Origin of the sequence: Micromonospora sp. NPDC005206 (genome assembly GCF_040608175.1) — a bacterium.
Classification (GTDB): Bacteria; Actinomycetota; Actinomycetes; order Mycobacteriales; family Micromonosporaceae; genus Micromonospora.
In genome coordinates this window covers 131,349-151,353 of record NZ_JBEXHU010000005.1, presented here as the reverse complement: position 1 = coordinate 151,353, position 20,005 = coordinate 131,349, and the positions used below count along the sequence as shown (strand labels likewise).

Sequence of the window (20,005 nt, the reverse complement as noted above, 5' to 3'; positions counted from 1 at the left end):
TGGTCAGTAATAGTTGTCGATCGGCTGGCGCGCCTCATCGAACAGCGCCGGCCCCTCGTACCGGACCGGGGGCAGCGGCGGGGTGGCCGGCTTGACCGTCTCGAACTGCTCGCTGGACAGGGCGTACACCACCCGTCCGAGGCCGGACCGGTTGATCGCGGTCGCGCACATCGGGCAGGGCTGGCAACTGGTGAACATGGTGGCGCCGGCGGCCACGTCGGGGGAGAGTTCCCGAGCGGCCCAGCGGGCCAGCTTCAGTTCCGGATGAGCGGTGATGTCCGAGTCGGAGACCACGGTGTTGTGGTCCTCGATCAGGACGACGCCGTCCGCACCGACCAGCAACGAGCCGAACGGTCGTTCGCCGGAAGCCCCTGCCTGCCTGGCGAGTTCCACGGCGCGGCGGAGAAACGTCTCGTCGTCGGGTGTCATCGACCCTCCTGGGATCTGTGGTGGGCGGCCACGGCCGCAAGGGTCCGCCAGGCGCGTTCGGGCTGGCGGATCTCGGTCAGGTCGCCGTTGAACGGGTCGAGCACCACCGTCTCCGCGCCGAGCAGACGGACCTGGTCGATGTCGGCGATGATCTGGTCGATGGCGCCGACCCCGGCGAGCCGGCCCGGGTCGGTGACCGGATCAGGGGTCTCCCGCAGCGCGATACGCGGCATCAACGCGGGCACCGGGCGACCCAGTTCGTCGGCGACGGCCTTCAGCTGTCCGGCTGCCTCGGCCAGCCATCCGGGCGTGACCCGCAGCGGGTGCCAGGCATCACCGAGCAGTGCCGCGCGACGCATGCCGGCTTCGCTGTTGCCGCCGACCCAGATCGGGATCGCACCCGTGTCGTAGTCGTCGGTGTTCTGCCAGGCGTCGCGCATGGCACGCAGGTAATCGTCGGTCAGCGCGCCGCGCCGCCGGAACGGCACGCCGAGCGCCTCGAACTCCTGCCGGGCCCAGCCGACGCCGACACCGAGGACGAGCCGGCCGCCGCTGAGCCGGTTGAGGTTCGCCGCCATCCGGGCGGTGAGCAGCGGGTGCCGGTACGGGACGATGAGCACCGTGGTGCCCAGCCGAATCCGGCGGGTCACCCCGGCCAGCCAGGACAGCGTGGTGAACGGCTCGTAGAACGGCGCCGGATACTGCTCGGCCACGTCCGGGGTCACCGCGATGTGATCGGAGACCATCAGCAGGTCGAAGCCGAGACCCTCGACCGTCTGCGCCCACTGTCGCAACATGTCAGGGTCGGTGCCCGGGGCGAAGTTCGGTACGTTCACGCCAATGTGCACGGGTCCCACGCTAGCCAGTGTGGACCGGCGTGTGAACATCGTGATCCCACAACAGCGCGGTGGATGCCCCAGGATGGCCGGATGGATCTACCCGAGGGACTTGACTGGGTACGTGCGTCACCGGCGGGCCGGGCCTGGCTCGCCACACTCCCGACATGGCTGACGGAGTGCACCGAGCGATGGTCGCTACGACTCGGCTCGCCCTTTCGGTACGCCTACGCCTCCCTGGCGCTCCCCGCCGACCTGCCCGACGGCACTCCGGCGGTTCTGAAGCTCCAGTACCCCGACGAGGACAGCCGGCACGAGGCCGACGCGCTGGCCCACTGGGACGGCGACGGGGCGATCCGGCCGCTCGCACACGACCCGGAACGACGCGCCCTTCTGGTGGAGCGCTGCCAACCCGGCACTCCGCTGCACGAGCTGCCCGTGGACCGGGCGCTGGACGCGGTGACCGGGCTGCTGCCCCGGCTCTGGCGGCCGGCCGGCGCGCCGTTCACCCCGTTGGCCGAGGAGGCCGCCGGCTGGATCGACCGGATGCCCCGCAAGTGGGAACGGGCCGGCCGGCCGTACGAGCGGCGGCTGCTCGACGCGGCGCTCGCCCTGCTCACCGATCTGGCGTCGAGCCAGGGCGAGCAGGTGCTGGTCAACCAGGACCTGCACGCCGGCAACGTGCTTGCCGCCGACCGGGAGCCGTGGCTGGTGATCGACCCGAAGCCGCTGACCGGCGAGCGGGATTTCTCGGTGGTGCCGATGGTGCGCGGTCGGGAGCTCGGCCACTCGCCGGCCGCCGTCCAGCACCGGCTGGACCGGCTCAGCACCGAGCTCGGGCTGGACCGGGAGCGGGTCCGGGGTTGGACGATCGGGCACACGCTGGCCTGGAGTCTCGACGGCGACGCGCTTCTCGCGCACAACGTCGAGGTGGTCCGGTGGCTGCTCGACGAGCAGTGACCGACCGGCCGATCAGGCGGGCTGGCAGGTACGGCACCAGTAGAGGTTGCGCCCGGCCAGCTCGCCGCGGCTGACCTCGGTGCCGCAGACGTGGCAGGGCGCGCCGGGGCGGCGGTAGACGTAGACCTCGCCACCGTGCCGGTCCACCCGGTCCGGCCGCCCCATCGCCTCCGGCAGGTGCGCGTCGCGCACGGTGTCGATCCGGCCGTGCTCGACCGCGAGCCGCATCAACCCGACCAGGTCGACCCAGAGCGCGTCCCAACCGGCACGGGTCAGCCCTCGACCGGGCATCGTCGGCGGCAGCCCGGCCCGGAACAGCGCCTCGGTCACGAAGATCAGCCCGGTACCGGCCACCACCGACTGGTCCAGCAGCAGCGCGGCCAGCGGCGTCGGGCTGCGGGAGATCCGGGCGTACGCCCGCTCGGGATCGGCATCGGCGCGCAGCGGATCCGGCCCGAGGCGGTCTCGCAGTGCGACCACCTCGGGCGGGGTGAGCAGCTCACAGGCGGTGGGCCCGCGCAGGTCCAGCCAGTGCCGGTCGCTGGCCAGCCGCAGCCGCACCTGGCCGACCGGCTCCGGCGGCTCCCCCGACCCGTCGGTGAACTTCCCGTACAGCCCGAGGTGCACGTGCAGCGTCAGCTCACCGGCGTAGTGGTGCAGCAGGTGCTTGCCGTACGCCTCGGTGCTCTCCAGGACGGTGCCGGAGAGCCGGGCGGCGCCCTCGGCGAAGCGGCCCTGCGGGCTGGCGGCGTGCAGCTTGTCCCCGGCGAACAACTCGGCGTGCCGGGCCGCCAGGCGGTGGATGGTGTGTCCCTCTGGCACGGGTGCCAAGGATAGCGAGTCGGCCGTACCCGGGATTGGTGTCAGGAAACGCCCAGGTGGGTATTTCAGGGCGGTACCGCGTGGGTGCCACCCGTTCCGTCGGCCACCACGCATTCATCAGGAGGTGTGTTGTGGTCAGGATTCCTTCGCTGTCCCGCCGGTCCGAGCCGGCACCGACGCGGGACGAGAACCTCGACGGCCGCATTGACGGCCGCGACACCCCGGTCGTCGAGGGCCGGGACGAATCGGCGGCCCGCGTGAGCCGACCCGACGACGAGACTGCGGGCCGCCCCGTGGTCACCGAGCGGGACGCCGACCAGACGACGTACCGCAGCCCCACGGCGACCGGTGACCAGGCCGGTGAGGCCGAGCGGCGGGCGAGCGAGCGGGCGGCGGTTGCACGAGCCGCCACCGGCCGACCGGCGGAGACCGATCCACGGCCCGCCACCGCCCGGCCCGTGGAGACCGAGCCCCGGCCCGGCACCGACCCGACCACCGAGCGCACCGCCGACCGGGACGCCGACCTCGCCAGCACGACCCGGCGACCCGACACGACGGACCGGGTCTCGACCGACCGCCCATTCGACCCGACCCCCGACCGGACCGCGCCCGAGCCGACGGTGACGCGCGGCCCGAGGCCACGGGCCAGCCTGCTCGCCACCCTCGGCCTGATCGTCTCCGTCGCCGGTGCGCTCTTCGTGCTGACCGGCACCCTGGCCGGGTACGGCATCGGGCTCGGCGCCCTCGGCGCGGTGCTCTCGGTGCTCGGCCTGATGGCCACCCGCCGCCGGCACGTCGCCGGCAAGACCGACGCGCTGTTCGGCGTACTGATCGGGCTGGCCGCGGTGGTGATCGGCGTGCTGGCGATGACCGGCCAGTTCGACTGGCCGACCACCGACGGCGACTGGGTGCAGCGCTTCCGCGAGTGGCTCGACTCACAGTTTGTCGACCGTTTCTAGCGGGCACTGTTCCGCTCGCCGGTGATGCACCGGCGAAAAGCCGGTGGTTCGCCGGCAGCCCGAACACCCCGGTGGTTCACCGGCCGGGCGACACCCTTTCAGGGGCGGCGGGTTCGCCGCCCCTGAAGTGTTTTCCGGCCCAGCTCGCCAGGCCCGTCACGAGGAGTCCCGCAGCGCGGAGGACCACGTGCACGGTGTCCTTTGCTCTGCTTCACCCCACGCAACACCGCACGTCCGGTAAACGGACGTCGCGTGTTGCGCCCGTTGAAGCAGAGCAAAGGCCGCACGAAGGCTCACCCGACCCGCTGGTCGACGCGCCAGACGACCTCGAGCACGGCGACAACCAGTGGCCGGAAACACGAATCCCGCCTCGCCAAGCTCTGACGCAACGAATCGCAGTCGCGGACCATCCATACGCAACGAATGTTCGGTCCGCGCAACTCTCAGTGGTGGATCCTGCCGCTGACGCCGCATAACGTTGAGCAACGGCGCCAGCCCGTTGGCCACGGTGGCCGGGCGCGCCCGACACCTGGGAGCACCACAATGACGATGGACGCCACCAGCCAGCGCCTGTTGATGTGCCGGCCGACGTACTTCGCCGTCGACTATGCGATCAACCCCTGGATGGACCCGAGCGCGCCGGTCGACGCCGACCTGGCCGTCCGGCAGTGGGAGCAGCTGCGCCAGACGTACCGCGACCTGGGCCACACCGTCGAGGAGATCACTCCGGTGCCCGGCCTGCCCGACATGGTCTTCGCCGCCAACGGCGGCACCGTGATCGACGGCAAGGCGATGGCCGTGCAGTTCCGCGACCCGCAGCGCGCCGACGAAGCCCCGGCCTACCGGGCCTGGTTCGAGGCCGCCGGCTTCGAGATGTACGACCCGAAGCACGTCAACGAGGGCGAGGGCGACGTCCTGCTGGCCGGCGACCACCTGCTGGCCGGCACCGGCTTCCGCACCGCGCACGCCTCGCACGCCCAGTTGCAGGAGGTCTTCGGCTACCCGGTGATCACCATGCAGCTGGTCGACCCGCGTTTCTACCACCTGGACACCGCGCTGACCGTGCTCGACGAGCGGACCGTGGCGTACCTGCCCGAGGCGTTCTCCCCCGGCAGCCAGGCCGTGCTGCGCCGGCTCTTCCCCGACGCCGTGCACGCCACCATGGCCGACGCCGAGGTGCTGGGGCTGAACGCGGTCAGCGACGGGCGGCACGTGGTGCTGCCCGCGCAGGCCACCGACCTGGCCGCCAAGCTGCGCGACCGGGGCTACGAGACCATCGGTGTCGACCTGTCCGAGCTGCGTAAGGCCGGCGGCGGACCGAAGTGTTGCACGCTGCGACTCCGTCAGGGAAAGGCAAGCAAGTGATCGTGGATGACATCCTGCGGACGCCGGGAGCGGTCCGGGACGCCGAGCGCTGGACGGCGCACAACTACCACCCCCTGCCGGTGGTGATCTCCTCCGCCGAGGGCGCCTGGCTCACCGACGTGGACGGCCGGCGCTACCTGGACTGCCTGGCCGGCTACTCGGCGCTCAACTTCGGCCACCGGCACCCGCAGCTGATCGCCGCCGCGCACGCGCAGCTCGACCGGCTGACGCTGACCAGCCGGGCCTTCATCCACGACCAGTTCGCCGACTTCTGCCGGGAGCTGGCCGAGCTGTGCGGCAAGGACCTGGTGCTGCCGATGAACACCGGCGCCGAGGCGGTGGAGACCGGGATCAAGGTGGCCCGCAAGTGGGGCTACCAGGTCAAGGGCGTGCCCGCCGGTCAGGCCAACATCGTGGTGGCCGAGGGCAACTTCCACGGCCGGACCACCACCATCGTGAGCTTCTCGACCGACGAGGACGCCCGCGCCGACTTCGGGCCGTACACCCCGGGCTTCACCGTGGTCCCGTACGGCGACCTGGACGCGCTGGCCGCCGCCATCGACGAGAACACCGTGGCCGTTCTGCTGGAGCCGATCCAGGGCGAGCAGGGCGTGGTGGTGCCGCCGGACGGCTACCTGCCGGGCGTACGCGAGGTGTGCACCGAGCGCAACGTGCTCTTCATCGCCGACGAGATCCAGTCCGGGCTGGGGCGTACCGGTGCGACCTTCGCCTGTGACCACGAGGGCGTCGTGCCCGACATGTACCTGCTGGGCAAGGCGCTCGGCGGCGGCATCGTGCCGGTCTCCGCGGTGGCCGCGAACGCCGACGTGCTCGGCGTGCTCAAGCCCGGCCAGCACGGCTCCACCTTCGGTGGCAACCCGCTGGCCTGCGCGGTGGCGATCGAGGTGGTCCGGCTGCTGGCCACCGGCGAGTTCCAGCGCCGCTCGGCCGAGCTGGGCGAGCGGCTGCGGGCTGGTCTGGAGGGGCTGGTCGGCAAGGGCCTGGTCGGGGTACGCGTCCGCGGTCTCTGGGCCGGTCTGGACATCGACCCCGCGCTGATGAGCGGGCGCGAGGCGTGTGAGCGGCTCGCCGAGCGCGGCGTGCTCGCCAAGGACACGCACGGCTCCACCATCCGGCTCGCCCCGCCGCTGGTGATCACCGAGGAGGAGATCGACCTCGCGGTCGCTCAGCTCGCGGCCGTGCTGGCCGGCTGACCCGGAACGTGATGAAAGGCGGGCGTCGGGACCGACGCCCGCCTTTCGCGTCAGGGGCGGGGTAGGCGCATCGCCATGGTGGGGGCCTCGGCCATCACCGAGGTGGGGGTGAACGGGGCGCCGGCGGGCAGTTCCTCGGCCCGGCCGATCTGCACCCCGGGGTAGAGCTCCACCATGTCGCCCTCACCCAGCACCCGGGACTGCTGTGGCGCCAGGGCGATGCGGTCCGCCTCGGCCATCGAGCCGGCCGGCCGGATGCCCGAGCCGTTGGTGCTGACGTCGGTCACCACGACCTCGCCGACCCGCAGCTCGAAGCGGACGTGGCCACGACTGATCCACCGTCGGGCCTCGTCGTTGAGCCACTGCCCGAGCATGATCCCGCCGTCCTGCTCCGGGGCCCGGCCGGCCAGCACCGGCTGCTCCTCGCTGAGCACGAACCGCCGCCGGACCAGGCCGCCGACGCGTACCGCGAGCACCTCCGTACGCGGCCGGGGCCCGCCGTCGCCGAGCCGTGCGCCGTGCCGGGGGCAGGTCGGTACGCCACCGCGCAGCGCGGGCGGCGGCTGCCCGGCCGGGCTGCGCTCCACCCGGGCGAGGTCGGCGAACGCGCCGCCTCCACCACCGCCACCGAACAGCGCGCAGCCCGGCTCGGGGCAGCGCCACTGGCGGGCCAGCAGCTTCGCCCCGGTTGGCGAGCGGGTGCCGGCAACCGGCGAGTGCCCGCCCCCGACGTGCGCGATGAACGCCGGTCCGCCGGCACCGGGCACCGGGGCGAGCAACCGACCGGGCTGCTCGACCAGCCACGGGAACCGCCCGCGCAGCCCGTCGAAGCGGACCCGGCTGAGCACCGGCAGCCCAAGCAGGTCGGCGACTTCCAGCATCCGGTCGCCCGGGTTGTCGAGCACCTCGACGAGCCCGTCGTCGGCCCAGCGCCGGACCACCATCCGCTCGTTGGAGGTGAGATCGGCGTCGGAGAGCAGTGCCCGGTGCACCACCGCGTAGACCTGGACGCTGTCCTCCTCCAGCTCACGGGAGAGCGCGTCGATGACCATGCCGAGCCGCAGCAGGCTGGCCGGCCGGCCGCCGTCGATGTCCTGGTAGCGAATCACCTCGGCCAGGTCGAGCACCGCCCGGACCAGCGACGGGTCGGTGCAGACGCGACCCTCGATGGCGTCCAGCACCTTGCTGATCTCGAACCTCATCGGGCGCTCCGGATGAACTCGTCGATCCGGCGGGCGAGGTCGATGTCGCGGTGGGTGACCCCGCCGAGGTCGTCTCGGACCGCTTCCGCGGTGAGCAGGTCTGCCATGCGCCGACCCTACCGGGGTCGGCGAGCGGCATCGACCAGCGGTGGCGGGGTGTCGGGCGGCTCAGCGGCCTCCGTGCTCAGCCGCGCAGCGGCTGGCCCACCTCGTGCAGGTGGCCGAGCGCCTGCCGGTACGACTCGACCAGCCCGGTCTCGGCGTACGAGATGCCCTGCTCGGCGCAGTAGGCGCGGACGATCGGCTGGGCCCGGCGCAGGTTGGCCCGGGGCATGTTCGGGAACAGGTGGTGCTCGATCTGGTAGTTGAGCCCACCGAGCGCGGTGTCCACGAACCGGCTGCCCCGCACGTTGCGGGAGGTCAGCACCTGCTTGCGCAGGAAGTCCAGCTCGTCCTCAGCGGTCGGCATCGGCATGCCCTTGTGGTTCGGCGCGAACGCGCAGCCCATGTAGAGGCCCCACAGCCCCTGGTGCACGGCGGCGAAGACCAGTGCCTTCCCGGGCGACATGACAGCCAGCAGCAGCGCCACGTAACCGGCGGTGTGCGCGAGGAGCAGGCCGGCCTCGACCGCCCGGTGCCGCATCGGCGTGGCGTACCGGCCGTCCGGGCCCCGGCCGACGATCGCCCGGATGCTCGCCACGTGCAGGTTCAGGCCCTCGAGGAACAGCATCGGGAAGAAGAAGTACGCCTGCCGCTTGGCCATCCAGCGACCGAAACCTCGGGTCTCCAGCGCCTGCTCCGGCGTCCAGACCAGGGCGCCCGCGCCGACGTCCGGGTCCTCGTCCTCGTGGTTCGGGTTCGCGTGGTGCCGGTTGTGCTTGTCGACCCACCAGCCGTAGCTCAGTCCCACCGCCGCGTTGCCGGCGAACAACCCCACCAGCTCGCTGGGACCCCGTCGACGGAACATCTGGCGGTGCCCGGCGTCGTGACCGAGGAACGCGACCTGGGTCGTGGCCACCGCCATCACGGCCGCGAGCGGCAGCTGCCACCAGGAGTCGCCGACGAGGAACACGGCGACCCAGCCGGCCACGAAGGCGCCGAGGGTGAGCAGGATGCGGGCGACGTACCAGCCGGGCCGCCGCTCCAGCAGGCCCGCCTGGCTGATCCGTCGGGACAACTGTGCGTAGTCACTGCCTCGCCGTCGTACCGGCGGTTCCGCCACCGCTCCGAGCGCCATTGCTGCTCCCGTTCCCGCTCACGCCCGTACCGGGGTGGACCGGGCCGACTCAAGTCTCCCGGGATCAGTTGCTCTGAGTAACCCGGACAACCCCCGAATGGGGGGTAGGGCGAGCCCTACCCCCCATTCGCTCAGCCGAGCCGCGCCACCGCGTCGCGCAGCCGGGCCAGGTCGCGCCGCCGCCGCTCGTAGCTCGCGGCGAGCCCGATCAACGCCAGCCCGCCGGCACCCAGGTAGATCCACCGGGGCAGCAGGTCCCAGCCGCGGGCGAGCTCGTGCAGCGCCAGCACCGCCAGCACCCCGCCGCCGAGCAGCACCGGAGCCTGCCACCGGCGGGTGGCGCCGGCCAGCACCGCGCCCAGCGCTGCCGCGCCGAGCAGCAGCCGCCTCCACGGCTGCGGGTCCGGCCCGGCCAACACCGACACCAGGCTCGGCAGCAACGCCGCGACCAGCCCCGGGCCGAGCGCCGGCCAGCTGGTCAGATCGGGCCGGGTGCGCAGTGCCAGCAGGCCCGCGCCGAGGGCGAGCGCCGCAGCCGGCAGGGTGTACGCCTCCAGCACGGTCACCCCGCCGGCTGCCATCAGCACCCACGCCCCGAGCAGCTCGCTGCCGGCGGCGATGGCGGCGAACGACCACCGCCGTGCCGCCGGCTCGCCCGGGCGCAGCAGCCGCAGCGCGACGGCGACACCCCAGAGCACGCAGATGGTGGCGAGGTGCCGCGCCACCTCGACGGCGAACAGCACCGCCACCAGCGCCACGGCCTGCGCGGCGGCATCCAGCACCCGCCCGGCCCGGGCCCGCGCCGACGAATCTCCACGGGCCGCCCCCGGCGGGCTCGACGCGGCGGCGACCGCCAGGACCAGCGCGGCCACCGCCAGCAACGGGTACGCCGCTGCCCGGAGCGGCAGCCCACCGGCGAGCGGGGCGGTCACTGCCAGCGCCGACGCCGCCCCCACCGCGGCGAGGCAACCAACGAGGCGTACCTCGACGTTTCGCGCTCCGACGGCGACCACCACCGCAGCCACCAGCAGCGCACCCTCGGCGGCGAGGGTGCCGGCCCGGGTGACCAGCAGCCCCACCACGCCGGAGGCGGCCAGCACCATCCCCGCCGGCACGGCGATCGGCACGAGCGCCGGGCGGGGCACGGCCAGCGCGGCGAGCAGCAGCGCGGCCAACCCGGCGAGCAGGACTGCGGCCGGCAGCAGCGGCCAGGGCGCGCCGACCGCGACGAGCAGTACCGGCAGCGCGGCCGCGCCAAACGGCAGCGCGCGCAGCAGCGGCGGGTCGACCGCCCGAACCGTCAGCACGGCGGCCACCGCCAGCACGACCAGCGCCAGCGCGGCCGGTAGCGCCGTCGGGTCGGCGACGACCGCAGGGACTCCCGACCAGACCGGACCCCGGTTGCCGTACGGTGCCGTGAGCGCGGTCAGCAGCGCCGGCAGCGCGGCCAGCACCGCGACCGCCACCAGAACGACGCCGGCCACCGCCAGCAGGCCCGACCGGCCGTTCGCCGGCCGGTCCCAGCGGGCGACGAGCGCGACGCCCAACGCCGCCAGCGCGGCGTACGGCGCGAACGGCTCGTTTCCCGCCACGACGAGCGGCGCCAGCCCGGGCAGGCTCACCGCGACCACGGCACCGCTCACCGCGTACCCCGTCAGCTCCACCCGGTGCCGATGCGTCGCGAGCACCGCGACCAGCGGAAGCCCGGCGGCGACCAGCGCGACCCGTGCCTGCCACCAGGGCGGCGCGTCCGCGGCGAACAGCGCCAGCGCGGCGACCCCGGGCAGCGCGACCTGCGCGACCAGCAGGCCGGTGCCGGCCACCCGCCGGTACGGGCCGGCGGCCCGTCGCACGGCCAGCGCCAGGCCGAGCACGGTGATCGTCCCGAGTGCCACCAGGGCACCGGCCGGAGCGGCCAGGGCCACCAGCAGGCCGTGCCCGAGCAGGACGGCGCCGCCGAGCGCCCCGGTGAGCAGTGTGGTCGGCCGGAGCGCCGGTCGGGCCAGCACGGCGAGCAGCAGCACGGCCCCACCGACCAGGTCCACGGCCACCACGGCCGGCCAGGCGACCGCCCAGCCGACGGGCAGGGCGAGCAGCACGACCACCGCGCCGGCCGTGGCGACCACCACCCGCGCGCCGCGGGGCAGCAGCAGCGTCGACGCGCCGAGCGCCAGCGCCAGGGCGGGTGCCACCTGCCAGCCCCAGTCCAGCTCCGGCCCCGTCCCGGCACCGTGCCACGGCGGCAGCGACCGCCCGACGGCGGCGACCGCCAGCCCGCCGGTGATCAGCGCCGCGATCTGCACCGTGCCCGCCGCGACCAGAAGCGCCCCGGCCCGCGGGCCGGTCCGCCAGCCGGGCGGCAGCAGCCGTACCGCGCCGGCCAGCCCGAGAGCCACCGTGGCCGCCGCGATCAGCAGCGACGACGGCCGTAGTTCGGCCACCGGGCGCAGGAGCGCGGCAGCGAGCACCGGCACCAGCAGCCCGGCGGCCACCGCGCGCAGCACCCGTCCCCCGACCAGCCCGGCCGAGCCGAGCCCGGTCAGCGCCACCAGCAGCAGCGGCCCCCCGGCCAGCAGCGGCGCACCGGCCAGCAGCGGCGCACCGGCCGCCCGGCCGAGCAGCAGCGGCACCAGGGCACACCCGGCGGCACCGACCAACGCGGCGACGTGCCCGACCCCGGACAGCACCCGGCCGGCCAGCCGCGCCCGCCCTCCCCCGTCGCGCAACCCGGCCAGCACGGCCAGGTTCAGCAGCGCCACCCCGAGCAGGACCAGCGCCCAACCGGCCGGGCCCGGCCGCGCCTCCACGGCGAGCAACGGCAGCACCGGCTGGGCGGCCAGCAGGGCGGCGAACCAGGGCCCGGTCAACCGGCTCCACCGGGCGTACGCCGCGGCGACCGCCGCGCTGGCCCCCCCGACCAGCGCGGCGTACCTGCTGCCCGGCCAGCCGGCCACCCCTGCCAGGTCCACCGACCAGGCCGCGTAGCCGTCCAGCACCACCAGCAGCAGCCCCACCGCGGCGAACGTCTCCGCCGTGCCGCGCAGCCCCCGACGGACCGCCACCAGCGGGACGGCCAGGGCGAGCGCCGTGACCGCCGCCAGGATCAGCGCCCGTCCACCGACCCCCACCGCCGCCCAGGCCACCGCGGTGAAGACCACCGCCGCCGTGCCCAGCAGGAGTCCACCGAGGACGAAGAGCAGGCCCTGGACCGTCCGGGTCGACGTCTCCGCCGCTCCCGGCGCCGGGGCCCCCGCGGCGGCCGAGGCCGCCACCCCCGGCCCGTTGGGCGTCTCCGCCCCCGTGGAGGACACCGGACGCGCCGGGACGGACGCGGCCACCCCGGCACGAACGATCGCGGCCAGCTCGTCCCGGCGCCGGGAACTGGCCGCCAGCCGCCCGGCCAGCTCGGCGTACGTCCGGCGGGCCCGCTCCACCTCGGGCCCGAGCCGCGCGACCTCCCGGCCCAGCCGGACCACCTCGGCGGCGGTCGGGTCAGGCGGGCGGCGACAGCCGCCGCAGCCGGCGCTCAGGTCGGCCGGGGCGCCGCAGGCGGGGCAGGGGTAGCCGGTGTCATCCACGCGGTCATTCTCGAAGCGCCACCGGGGGCGAGCCCAGAGTGCGCGTACTCAGGGGCGGGTGTGCTCGTGCACCCAGGTGGCGTAACCGGGGTCGCCACTCTCCACCCTGGACACCAGGATCTCCGGAACCTCGTATGGGTGGCTGGTCCGGATCTGGTCCACGAGCGCGGAGAGCCGGTCGGGCGCGGTCTTGAACTGCACCGACCACTCGGTACTGGTCTCCACCCCGGACCGCCACCAGTAGGTGCTGTCCACCTGGCCGCTGACCTGGGCGCAGGCGGCGAGCCGTCCTGCGACGGCTGCGGCCGCCAGCAGGTCGGCGACCGAACGGGCATCCACCACCGTCGTCACCACGCAGATCTGGTCCACGACCGCACCCTACGCGGCGCCGTCCCGGTTGGCCGCGATCCAGGTGTCGATCTTCGCCCACCAGTCGTAGAGCCAGTCGATGCGTTCCTGCCGTCCGGTCGGTACGTCCTCCGGCGGCACCGACCAGAACCGCATCACGATCCGCTTGTCCATCGGCAGTTCCCGCCACACGTCGGCGACGGTGAGCATCCGGTCCAGCCCGGTGTGGGCGACGAAGATGACCCCGGCGTCCGGGGCGGCGTCCAGCGCGGCGAGCATCCCGCCGGGCTGCGGGGCGAGCACGTGCCGCATCCGCTCCGCGCGCAACGCCATCCGCTCCAGCCCGAGGGAGCGCAGCCGGGCGATGGCACGCAGCCTCCGTTTGGGGGTGAAGTTGCCGCCCTCCGGGAAGATCACGAACGCGTCGTTGTCGTCCAGGCCGGTGGCCAGGTGCCCGACCTGGCGCACCGTCTCCTCGCCGCGCTCCGGTGTCGGCGCGATGAACCGGTTGGGCAGCCGGTTGAGCAGCACGTCGATCGCCGGGTCCCACTGGAGGCTGTCCTTGAGCACGATCCGGGGCTCCCGGTTGAACCAGTTGACCAGCCCGTGGATCAGGATGAACGAGTCGCCCGGCCCGGCGTGCCGGCAGAGCACCAACTCGGGCCGGCCCGGCAGCGCGGTGTCCGGGTCGGTGCCCACCACGTCGATACGCAGCCGCAGTGTCCAACGGGCCTGCCAGAACAGGGCCCGCAGGAACCAGCCGGCCAGCAGGTAGTGCGCGCGCTGGAAGGCCGGCGACCGGCTCCGCCAGCCGAAGCCGGAGGCGACCCAGAGCGCGAAGAGCGCGAGCAGCGCGGCGGCGTCCCAGACCAGATAGACGCAACCGATCCAGAACAGCCGCAGTGGGCGCAACCGGCCCGGGACCAGCGGGGAGGCGGCCGCGGCGAGCAGCGCCCAGACCGGCAGGGTGGTCACCACGGTGACCGCGAGCAGCACCACAACGGGGGCGAACAGCAACCGGCGCAGCCACCTGGGCGGCAGCGGCATCACCGCACCACGTGGGTCGCGAGGTAGCGTCGGGAGGCGGTGTACGCGCGGCTGATCCGCCGCCCCACCGCCGCCATGTCGCGGTACGCCCACGGGGTGTCGTCGCGCGGGTTCAGCCCACCGGTCGGCAGGACGTGCACCTCCACCCCCTCGGGCAGCGCCGCCAACTCACGGAAGAACCGGTGCCGGCGGGAGATCTCGAACGCCACCTGCGCGATCTCCCACGGCCGCCGGGGCGGCGTCAGCTCCCGTTCGATCCGGCCCACCTGAAGGACGAAGATCTGCTTCGCGCCGACGGCCACCGCCTCGCCGATCGGTATGGAGTTGACGATGCCACCGTCCACGTAGTGCGCACCGTCGATCTCGGTGGGTGGGAGCAGCCCCGGCACCGAGGCCGACGCGAGCACGGCCGGCACCACGGGGCCACTGTCGAACCAGTGCTCGGCGGCCCGCTCGATGTGCGCGGCACAGCAGCGGAACGGCACCCGCAGGTCGGCGAAGGTGGTGTCCACACCCAGCTCGGCTTCGAGCACGCGGCGCAGTGGCCGGGGCGAGTGCAGGTGGGTCCGGGCGGCGAAGCGGCGCAGCTGCCGGGCGACCGAGTCGCCGTACACCTCGCTGGCCTCCGGCGAGGCCCAGAGCCGGACCAGCCGGTCGGTCACCGCCTCCGACGGGTCGGCCGCGACCAGCGCGCCGTTGACCGCGCCGATCGAGGTGCCGAGCACCATGTCGGGTTGGATCCCGGCGCGGAACAGGGCACGCAACATGCCCACCTCGACCGCGCCGAGCACTCCCCCGCCCCCGAGTACGAACGCCACCGGTCCCCCCGCCATGCCACCCATCCTGGCACGGGCGTGCCGCCGACCGGTCGGCCACCGCCGCGCGGTGGCGGGCGCACCCGACCGGCGCGGATCGAGGGGCGGACAGTGACGACCGTTGACAGCCCGGACGCATTCGCGCAACCTGATACCGCTCCCACCCCGAGGCAGGTGCGATCCGTGAAGGCAGCACTGCACGCGGGCCGGTTGCTGGCCCGCAGGTACCGGCTTGTCGACCAGATCGGCGCCGGCGGCATGTCGGTCATCTGGCGCGCACGGGACGAGGTGCTGGACCGGGTCGTCGCGCTCAAGGTGCTCGCGCCGTCGCTGGCCGCCGACGCCCGGTTCCGGGACATGGTGCGCGAGGAGGCCCGGGCCGCCGCCCAGCTGGTGCACCCGCACGTGACCTCGGTGCACGACTACGGCGAGACCGTCGCCCCGGACGGCGCCATCACCTCCTTCGTGGTGATGGAGCTGCTCAGCGGTGAGGAGTTGAAGCTGCGGCTCACCGAGGGCCCGCTGCCGTGGGCCGAGGCGGTCCGGGTGGGCGCGCAGGTCGCGGACGCGCTGGCCGCCGCGCACCGGCTCGGCATCGTGCACCGGGACATCACCCCGGCCAACGTGATGATGACCGAGGTGGGCGTCAAGGTGCTCGACTTCGGCATCGCCACCCGGATCGGCGCTCCCGACGAGGACGAGGACGGCGGCACCTTCGGCACCCCGGCGTACGTGGCCCCGGAACGGCTCGACGGCGCGCCCGCCCAGCCGGCGACCGACGTGTACTCACTCGGCGTACTGCTGCACGAGGCGCTGACCGGCCGCGTCCCCTACCTGGCGGACACCTGGGAGCAGCTCAGCGACGCGCTGGCCAGCGGCCCGCCGCCGACGCTGGCCGGGCTGCCGGAGCTGCCCCCTGAGGTGGCCCGGGTCTGCCTGCGCAGCCTTGCCCGGGATCCGGCCGAGCGGTCGACCGCCCGGCAGGTCGCCACGGTGCTGCGTGAGCACCTGCTGCCGACCGACACCACCCCGGCACCCACGCCGCCCCGGCCGCCGGCAACCCCCGCCCCTGCGGCCGGCGGCTGACCGTCGCGGCCCTGCTGCCCGAGCAGCGGGCGACACCGCGGACGCAGCCCACCACCGGTCCGGTGCCGACCGCGTCGAGCGGCCCGCCGGTCACCGAGTCGTCCGCCCCGGCCGCGGCGCCGCCGGCACCACGGAGCACCGGCTCGCCCTCCGCCGGGCCGGGCAGCCTGGTGGAGGCCGTCAACCGGGTCGACGGGTTGATCGGCGCCGGGTTGACCGCCGGGGAGATCCGCGCCGACGTCGGCCTCGACCTGCGCAACGAGCTGCGTAACCTGACCGCCGCGGTCGGCTCCGGTCGCAACGACCTGGCCCCGCCGGTGGCCCGGCTGCGCGAGAAGGTCACGGTCCGGCTGGGCGAGGGCGGCATCAGTCCGGCGTACGCGGAGCGGCTGGACGCCGCCATCGCCGAGCTGGGTGCCGCCCGGGTCTGATCCGGGCTCCGACGGCAGCGGGGCGGGCCGGTCAGCGGGCCGCCACCCGGACCGACTCGCGGACGTCGTGCCGGCCGGCGAGTACGCGTCGGAAGACCTCCTCGTAGCCGTACGCCAACCGCTCGACCGAGAAGTTCTCCGCGACGTGCGCCACGCACGCCGCCGGGTCGAGCCCCTTCGCCGCGAGCAACGCCGCGGGTAGCTCCTCCGGTTGCTCGCAGACCAGACCGGTCACTCCGGGCAGGACCAGCTCCGGCACCGCACCCCGGTCGAAGGCGACCACCGGAGTCCCGGTGGCCATCGCCTCCAACATCACCATGCCGAACGGTTCCTCCCACTGGATCGGCATGATCAGACAGCGGGCGTCGACCAACATCCGCAGGGTCTCCGCGCGGTCGGCGTTCAACACGACGGTCACGTCGTCGCCGACCAGCGGCGCGACGACCTGCTCGTAGTACCGGCGTTCGGCCGGCTCGTTGCACTTGCCGGCCAGCAGCAGCGGCAGCCCGGCCGCCCGGCACGCCCGGATGGCGACGTCCGGGCCCTTGTCCGGGCTGAACCGGGCCAGCCACAGCACCGGCCCGGGACCGGGCGCGAACTTGCGCGGAAACCCGCGCAGGTCCAGCGCGTTGTGCACCGTGCCGGCCCAGGGCAGGACCGGGTTGAGCCGGCGCTGGGCGTGCGAGATGGCCACCAGGGCGACGCCCCGGTCCACCTCACCGAGCACGTCGCCGTACTCCCCCACCGGGTTGCCGTGCACCGTCGCCACCGTCGGCACCGCCCGGCGACCGGCCACGAGCGGGCCGATGGTGGTGTGGTCGTGGATCACGTCGAAATCGCCGGCCGTGATCATCCGATTCACCCGGGCCAGGTGGGCCAGTTCGGGCAACGACTCGCCGAGTCGCGGGTACTGGACCTCCGGAACGGTGGAGACGAAGTCACCGGCGGCGGTGCCGTGGTGTACACCGGCACCGAACAGCGTCACCGCGTGCCCGTGCCCGGTCAGCGCGTCCACCAGCCCGGCGACCACCTGCTCGAGGCCGCCGTAGCCGGGCGGCGGCACGGACAGCCACGGCGGCACCACCATCGCGATGCGCAACGGCCGCTCCGAGGCACGGGCGGGCGGGTGGTTCACGGCCACGAGTCCTCCCCGTCGCTCCCCGGCCCGGTGTCGCCGCCGGTCGGAATGGTCCGCGGCGGTTTCCCCATGTCGTCGCCGGTAAACCGGACAAGACGGACGATCACCCGCCGACCAGGAGCTGGTCGTGCACGACCCGCACCCCGGGCGCGGACCAGGCCACCCGCTCGACCTGGTCGCGTTCCCACCACGAGCGGACCACCCCGGCGAGGACCAGCGTGTCGCCGTCCACCTCGACCGTCACCCGGTCGCCGCCGAGCGTCCGCAGCAGCGCGCGCTGGACGTCCCGGCGCAGCCGGTCACCGGCCGGTGGCGCCGGCGGACGCACCTCGACCAGGTTGGTGATCCCCCGTACGCCGTCCAACCGGCGCAGCTCCCCCTCCGCGGTGCGGCGCTGCCAGCCGAACTCGACCTCGCCGCGGAGCATCAGCCAGCCGTTGGCCACGGTCACGTCCAGCCGTTCGGCCGGCACGAAGCTGTCCCACTCCAGCGCCCGGCTGGCGGCGATGGCGATCTCGGCGTCGGTACGCCCCGGTGTGCCCGGCAGCCGCACCTCGATCTCGTCGGCGACCACCCGCACCCCGCGGACCCGCTGCGCGCAGCGGATCGCCGCCCAGCCGCGGGCGGCCCCGTCCACGAATCCGGTCAGGGTGACCACACCCTGGTCGACGGTCACGCCGATCTCGTTCGGTTGCAGCCGCGCGTCCCAGGCCAGCTCGGCCAGGACGTCGCGCTGGATCCGCTGGTCGTCGCGGACATCCGTCGCCGTGCTCATGGCATCCACCCCCGTACGTCGCCGGATCGCCTGCCGACCGTGCCCGGCGTACGGGTGACGGCGGTTCACCCGGATCGGGTGAACCGCCGTCAGGGCGGAAAAGAGCGGCGGGTGACGGAGCCAACCCCCTTGGCCCCGCCACCCGCCGCCGGAGGGAGGAGGCAGGTTCAGATATCGGTCAGGACGTCTCGGCGAGCGTCACGGTCACGGTCTTCTCGGTGCCGTTGCGCTTGAACTGCACCTGGACGCGGTCGCCGACCTTGCCGGCCTGCACCGCGCCGACCAGGTCGTCGGAGTCGTTGACGGCCTTGTCGCCGAACCGGGAGATCACGTCGCCCCGCTGGAAGCCGGCCTTGTCGGCAGCGCTGCCCGGGGTGACCGACGCGACCAGGGCACCGCCGCCCTCGGCCTGGTTGACGCCGACCCCGAGCGACGGGTGGCTGACCTTCTCGCCGCGCTGGAGCTTGCCCGCGACGTCCTTGGCCTTGTTGCTGGGGATCGCGAACCCGACGCCGATGTTGCCGGTGCTCTGCCCGGAGGTGGCGATGGCGGTGTTGACGCCGATCACCTCGCCACGGGTGTTGACCAGGGCGCCACCGGAGTTGCCGGGGTTGATCGGGGCATCGGTCTGGAGCAGGCCGGAGATCGAGCTGACCGCCTGGCCCTGCTGGTTCGGGTCCTGGGGCTGGCCCTCACCGGCCCGGATGGTGCGGTCCCGGGCGCTGAGGATGCCCGCGGTCACCGACCCCTGCAGGCCGAGCGGGCTGCCCAGGGCGAGCACCTGGTCGCCAACCTGCATGCCGTCGCTGTCGCCGAAGGTGGCCGGCTTGAGGTTGCTCACCCCGTCGGCCTTCACCACGGCCAGGTCGGTCTTCGGGTCGGTACCGACGATCTTCGCTTGCGCGTTCTTGCCGTCGGCGAAGACCACCTGCACGGTGTCACCGGCGGCGGAGGCGACCACGTGGTTGTTGGTGAGCACGTAGCCGTCGGCGCTGAGCACCACGCCGGAGCCCTCGCCGCTGGTGGTGGCGATGGAGACGACGCTGTCCTGCACGGCGGCGGCGATCTTCGGCAGGTCGGCGCTGTTGAGCACCGGGGCCGCGGAGTAGGTGCGGGTGACGCCACCACCGTCGCCGTCGAGGGCGAGCGCGAGCGCGCCACCGGCCACGCCGGAGCCGAGCATGAGGGCGAACACGGCGACGCCCGCGCCGGCGAACTTGGCGATCCGGCCGGGCCGGGGCCCGGTGCCGGGCGGCGTGGCCTGCGGGCCCCAGGGCGGCACAGGCTGCCCCGGGTGCTGCTGGTACTGCTGGTGCTGCCCCGGGTGCTGCTGGTGCTGCTGGTGCTGCTGCTGGTACGCCATGCCCGGCTGGCCCCCGCCGGCCCAGCCGGACTGCTGGCCGGGGTACCACGGGGCGCCGGGGTACCGGGCGGCGGTCGGCTGCGGGTAGCCCGGCTGGCCGGAGACCGGGTACGGCGGCGCGGAGTGGGTGCCGGCGGGAGGCTCGTACCCGGTCGGCTGCCCGGCGGCCGGCGGTGCGCTGGCCTGCTGGCCGGCGTATCCCGCGGGCGCTGCGGGCTCGGCCGGCACGGGCGGGTTCGCGGCGGTCACCGTGTCGCCGGTGGTCGGGACGACCGGAACAGGGGTGGTCGGGGAGTCGGACTGCGCGCGCTCGTCGCGCGGCAGCTCGGCGGTGGGGTCGGCGTCGGTGGGGGCCGGCCGGCGCTGCGGGTCGGACTCGAACTCGGTCATGGAACTACCT

18 protein-coding genes are annotated in these 20,005 nt (G+C 74.2%); 6 read left to right on the top strand and 12 right to left on the bottom strand.

The genetic code is table 11. The features are described from left to right. Nucleotides 1-3 precede the first annotated feature (3 nt). Nucleotides 4-429 carry a nucleoside deaminase gene (locus tag ABZU69_RS08860; RefSeq protein ID WP_354963800.1) on the bottom strand — a complete coding sequence of 142 codons (426 nt, stop codon included), beginning with the start codon at nt 427-429 and terminating at the stop codon, nt 4-6. Then, nucleotides 426-1,277: an LLM class flavin-dependent oxidoreductase gene (locus ABZU69_RS08855; protein WP_354963799.1), complete on the bottom strand. Its 852-nt coding sequence runs from the start codon at nt 1,275-1,277 to the stop codon at nt 426-428. Before ABZU69_RS08855 ends, ABZU69_RS08860 begins: the two co-directional genes overlap by 4 nt. 81 nt (nt 1,278-1,358) lie before the next feature. Here ABZU69_RS08855 and ABZU69_RS08850 point away from each other — a divergent pair, with 81 nt between their 5' ends. Then, complete coding sequence (locus tag ABZU69_RS08850; protein WP_354963798.1) at nt 1,359-2,225, top strand: aminoglycoside phosphotransferase family protein; 867 nt, start codon at nt 1,359-1,361, stop codon at nt 2,223-2,225. A 12-nt stretch (nt 2,226-2,237) separates the two neighbouring features. Here the strand turns inward: ABZU69_RS08850 and ABZU69_RS08845 are convergent, their stop codons facing one another. Then, entirely contained in the window at nt 2,238-3,047 is an 810-nt protein-coding gene (locus tag ABZU69_RS08845; protein ID WP_354963797.1) for a DNA-formamidopyrimidine glycosylase family protein, read from the bottom strand. Between the two features lie 131 nt (nt 3,048-3,178). Between ABZU69_RS08845 and ABZU69_RS08840 the strand changes: the two genes are divergently transcribed. The 3 genes from ABZU69_RS08840 to rocD all read left to right on the top strand — a co-directional run bounded on the left by ABZU69_RS08840 (nt 3,179) and on the right by rocD (nt 6,585). Beyond that, the gene (locus tag ABZU69_RS08840) at nt 3,179-4,006 is read left to right on the top strand and encodes a thrombospondin (protein WP_354963796.1); all 828 of its coding nucleotides are present in this window, start codon (nt 3,179-3,181) and stop codon (nt 4,004-4,006) included. 549 nt (nt 4,007-4,555) lie between these two features. Then, nucleotides 4,556-5,371 carry a dimethylargininase gene (ddaH, locus tag ABZU69_RS08835; protein ID WP_354964009.1) on the top strand — a complete coding sequence of 272 codons (816 nt, stop codon included), beginning with the start codon at nt 4,556-4,558 and terminating at the stop codon, nt 5,369-5,371. After that, complete coding sequence (gene rocD, locus ABZU69_RS08830; protein ID WP_354964008.1) at nt 5,371-6,585, top strand: ornithine--oxo-acid transaminase; 1,215 nt, start codon at nt 5,371-5,373, stop codon at nt 6,583-6,585. The genes ddaH and rocD overlap by 1 nt, the downstream gene beginning before the upstream one ends. Nucleotides 6,586-6,635: 50 nt before the next feature. Here the strand turns inward: rocD and ABZU69_RS08825 are convergent, their stop codons facing one another. The 6 genes from ABZU69_RS08825 to ABZU69_RS08800 form a co-directional block, all read right to left on the bottom strand. Continuing rightward, nucleotides 6,636-7,787, bottom strand: a complete 1,152-nt coding sequence (locus tag ABZU69_RS08825; RefSeq protein WP_354963795.1) for an FHA domain-containing protein — start codon at nt 7,785-7,787, stop codon at nt 6,636-6,638. Nucleotides 7,788-7,971: 184 nt separating this feature from the next. Next, nucleotides 7,972-9,024, bottom strand: a complete 1,053-nt coding sequence (locus ABZU69_RS08820) for an acyl-CoA desaturase (protein ID WP_354963794.1) — start codon at nt 9,022-9,024, stop codon at nt 7,972-7,974. A 131-nt stretch (nt 9,025-9,155) separates the two neighbouring features. Next, complete coding sequence (locus ABZU69_RS08815) at nt 9,156-12,602, bottom strand: hypothetical protein (RefSeq protein WP_354963793.1); 3,447 nt, start codon at nt 12,600-12,602, stop codon at nt 9,156-9,158. 48 nt (nt 12,603-12,650) lie between these two features. Then, complete coding sequence (cutA, locus tag ABZU69_RS08810) at nt 12,651-12,971, bottom strand: divalent-cation tolerance protein CutA (protein WP_354963792.1); 321 nt, start codon at nt 12,969-12,971, stop codon at nt 12,651-12,653. Nucleotides 12,972-12,980: 9 nt separating this feature from the next. Then, on the bottom strand, nt 12,981-13,997 hold the full coding sequence (locus tag ABZU69_RS08805; protein ID WP_354963791.1) for a 1-acyl-sn-glycerol-3-phosphate acyltransferase: 1,017 nt from the start codon (nt 13,995-13,997) through the stop codon (nt 12,981-12,983). After that, nucleotides 13,997-14,830 (bottom strand): patatin-like phospholipase family protein, encoded by an 834-nt coding sequence (locus tag ABZU69_RS08800; RefSeq protein WP_354963790.1) that lies wholly within the window; start codon nt 14,828-14,830, stop codon nt 13,997-13,999. Before ABZU69_RS08800 ends, ABZU69_RS08805 begins: the two co-directional genes overlap by 1 nt. Before the next feature lie 165 nt (nt 14,831-14,995). Here ABZU69_RS08800 and ABZU69_RS08795 point away from each other — a divergent pair, with 165 nt between their 5' ends. Together ABZU69_RS08795 and ABZU69_RS08790 are read left to right on the top strand one after the other, a co-directional pair. After that, nucleotides 14,996-15,898 carry a serine/threonine-protein kinase gene (locus tag ABZU69_RS08795; RefSeq protein ID WP_354963789.1) on the top strand — a complete coding sequence of 301 codons (903 nt, stop codon included), beginning with the start codon at nt 14,996-14,998 and terminating at the stop codon, nt 15,896-15,898. Between the two features lie 62 nt (nt 15,899-15,960). Beyond that, entirely contained in the window at nt 15,961-16,329 is a 369-nt protein-coding gene (locus ABZU69_RS08790) for a hypothetical protein (RefSeq protein WP_354963788.1), read from the top strand. Between the two features lie 31 nt (nt 16,330-16,360). Here ABZU69_RS08790 and ABZU69_RS08785 read toward each other — a convergent pair whose 3' ends face one another. From ABZU69_RS08785 to ABZU69_RS08775, 3 genes are all read right to left on the bottom strand, one after another. Next, nucleotides 16,361-17,416, bottom strand: coding sequence for a glycosyltransferase family 4 protein (locus ABZU69_RS08785; RefSeq protein ID WP_354964007.1), 1,056 nt, complete (start codon nt 17,414-17,416; stop codon nt 16,361-16,363). 154 nt (nt 17,417-17,570) lie between these two features. Beyond that, nucleotides 17,571-18,242 (bottom strand): BON domain-containing protein, encoded by a 672-nt coding sequence (locus ABZU69_RS08780; protein WP_354963787.1) that lies wholly within the window; start codon nt 18,240-18,242, stop codon nt 17,571-17,573. Between the two features lie 178 nt (nt 18,243-18,420). Beyond that, on the bottom strand, nt 18,421-19,995 hold the full coding sequence (locus tag ABZU69_RS08775; protein ID WP_354963786.1) for a trypsin-like peptidase domain-containing protein: 1,575 nt from the start codon (nt 19,993-19,995) through the stop codon (nt 18,421-18,423). Nucleotides 19,996-20,005 lie beyond the last annotated feature (10 nt).

Coding starts and splice junctions, on each gene's coding strand:
- ABZU69_RS08785 (WP_354964007.1), bottom strand. CDS start 17,416: ATGGTGGTGCCGCCGTGGCTGTCCGTGCCGCCGCCCGGCTACGGCGGC.
- ABZU69_RS08780 (WP_354963787.1), bottom strand. CDS start 18,242: ATGAGCACGGCGACGGATGTCCGCGACGACCAGCGGATCCAGCGCGAC.
- ABZU69_RS08805 (WP_354963791.1), bottom strand. CDS start 13,997: ATGCCGCTGCCGCCCAGGTGGCTGCGCCGGTTGCTGTTCGCCCCCGTT.
- ABZU69_RS08850 (WP_354963798.1), top strand. CDS start 1,359: ATGGATCTACCCGAGGGACTTGACTGGGTACGTGCGTCACCGGCGGGC.
- ABZU69_RS08825 (WP_354963795.1), bottom strand. CDS start 7,787: ATGAGGTTCGAGATCAGCAAGGTGCTGGACGCCATCGAGGGTCGCGTC.
- ddaH (WP_354964009.1), top strand. CDS start 4,556: ATGGACGCCACCAGCCAGCGCCTGTTGATGTGCCGGCCGACGTACTTC.
- ABZU69_RS08820 (WP_354963794.1), bottom strand. CDS start 9,024: ATGGCGCTCGGAGCGGTGGCGGAACCGCCGGTACGACGGCGAGGCAGT.
- ABZU69_RS08860 (WP_354963800.1), bottom strand. CDS start 429: ATGACACCCGACGACGAGACGTTTCTCCGCCGCGCCGTGGAACTCGCC.
- ABZU69_RS08775 (WP_354963786.1), bottom strand. CDS start 19,995: ATGACCGAGTTCGAGTCCGACCCGCAGCGCCGGCCGGCCCCCACCGAC.
- ABZU69_RS08800 (WP_354963790.1), bottom strand. CDS start 14,830: ATGGCGGGGGGACCGGTGGCGTTCGTACTCGGGGGCGGGGGAGTGCTC.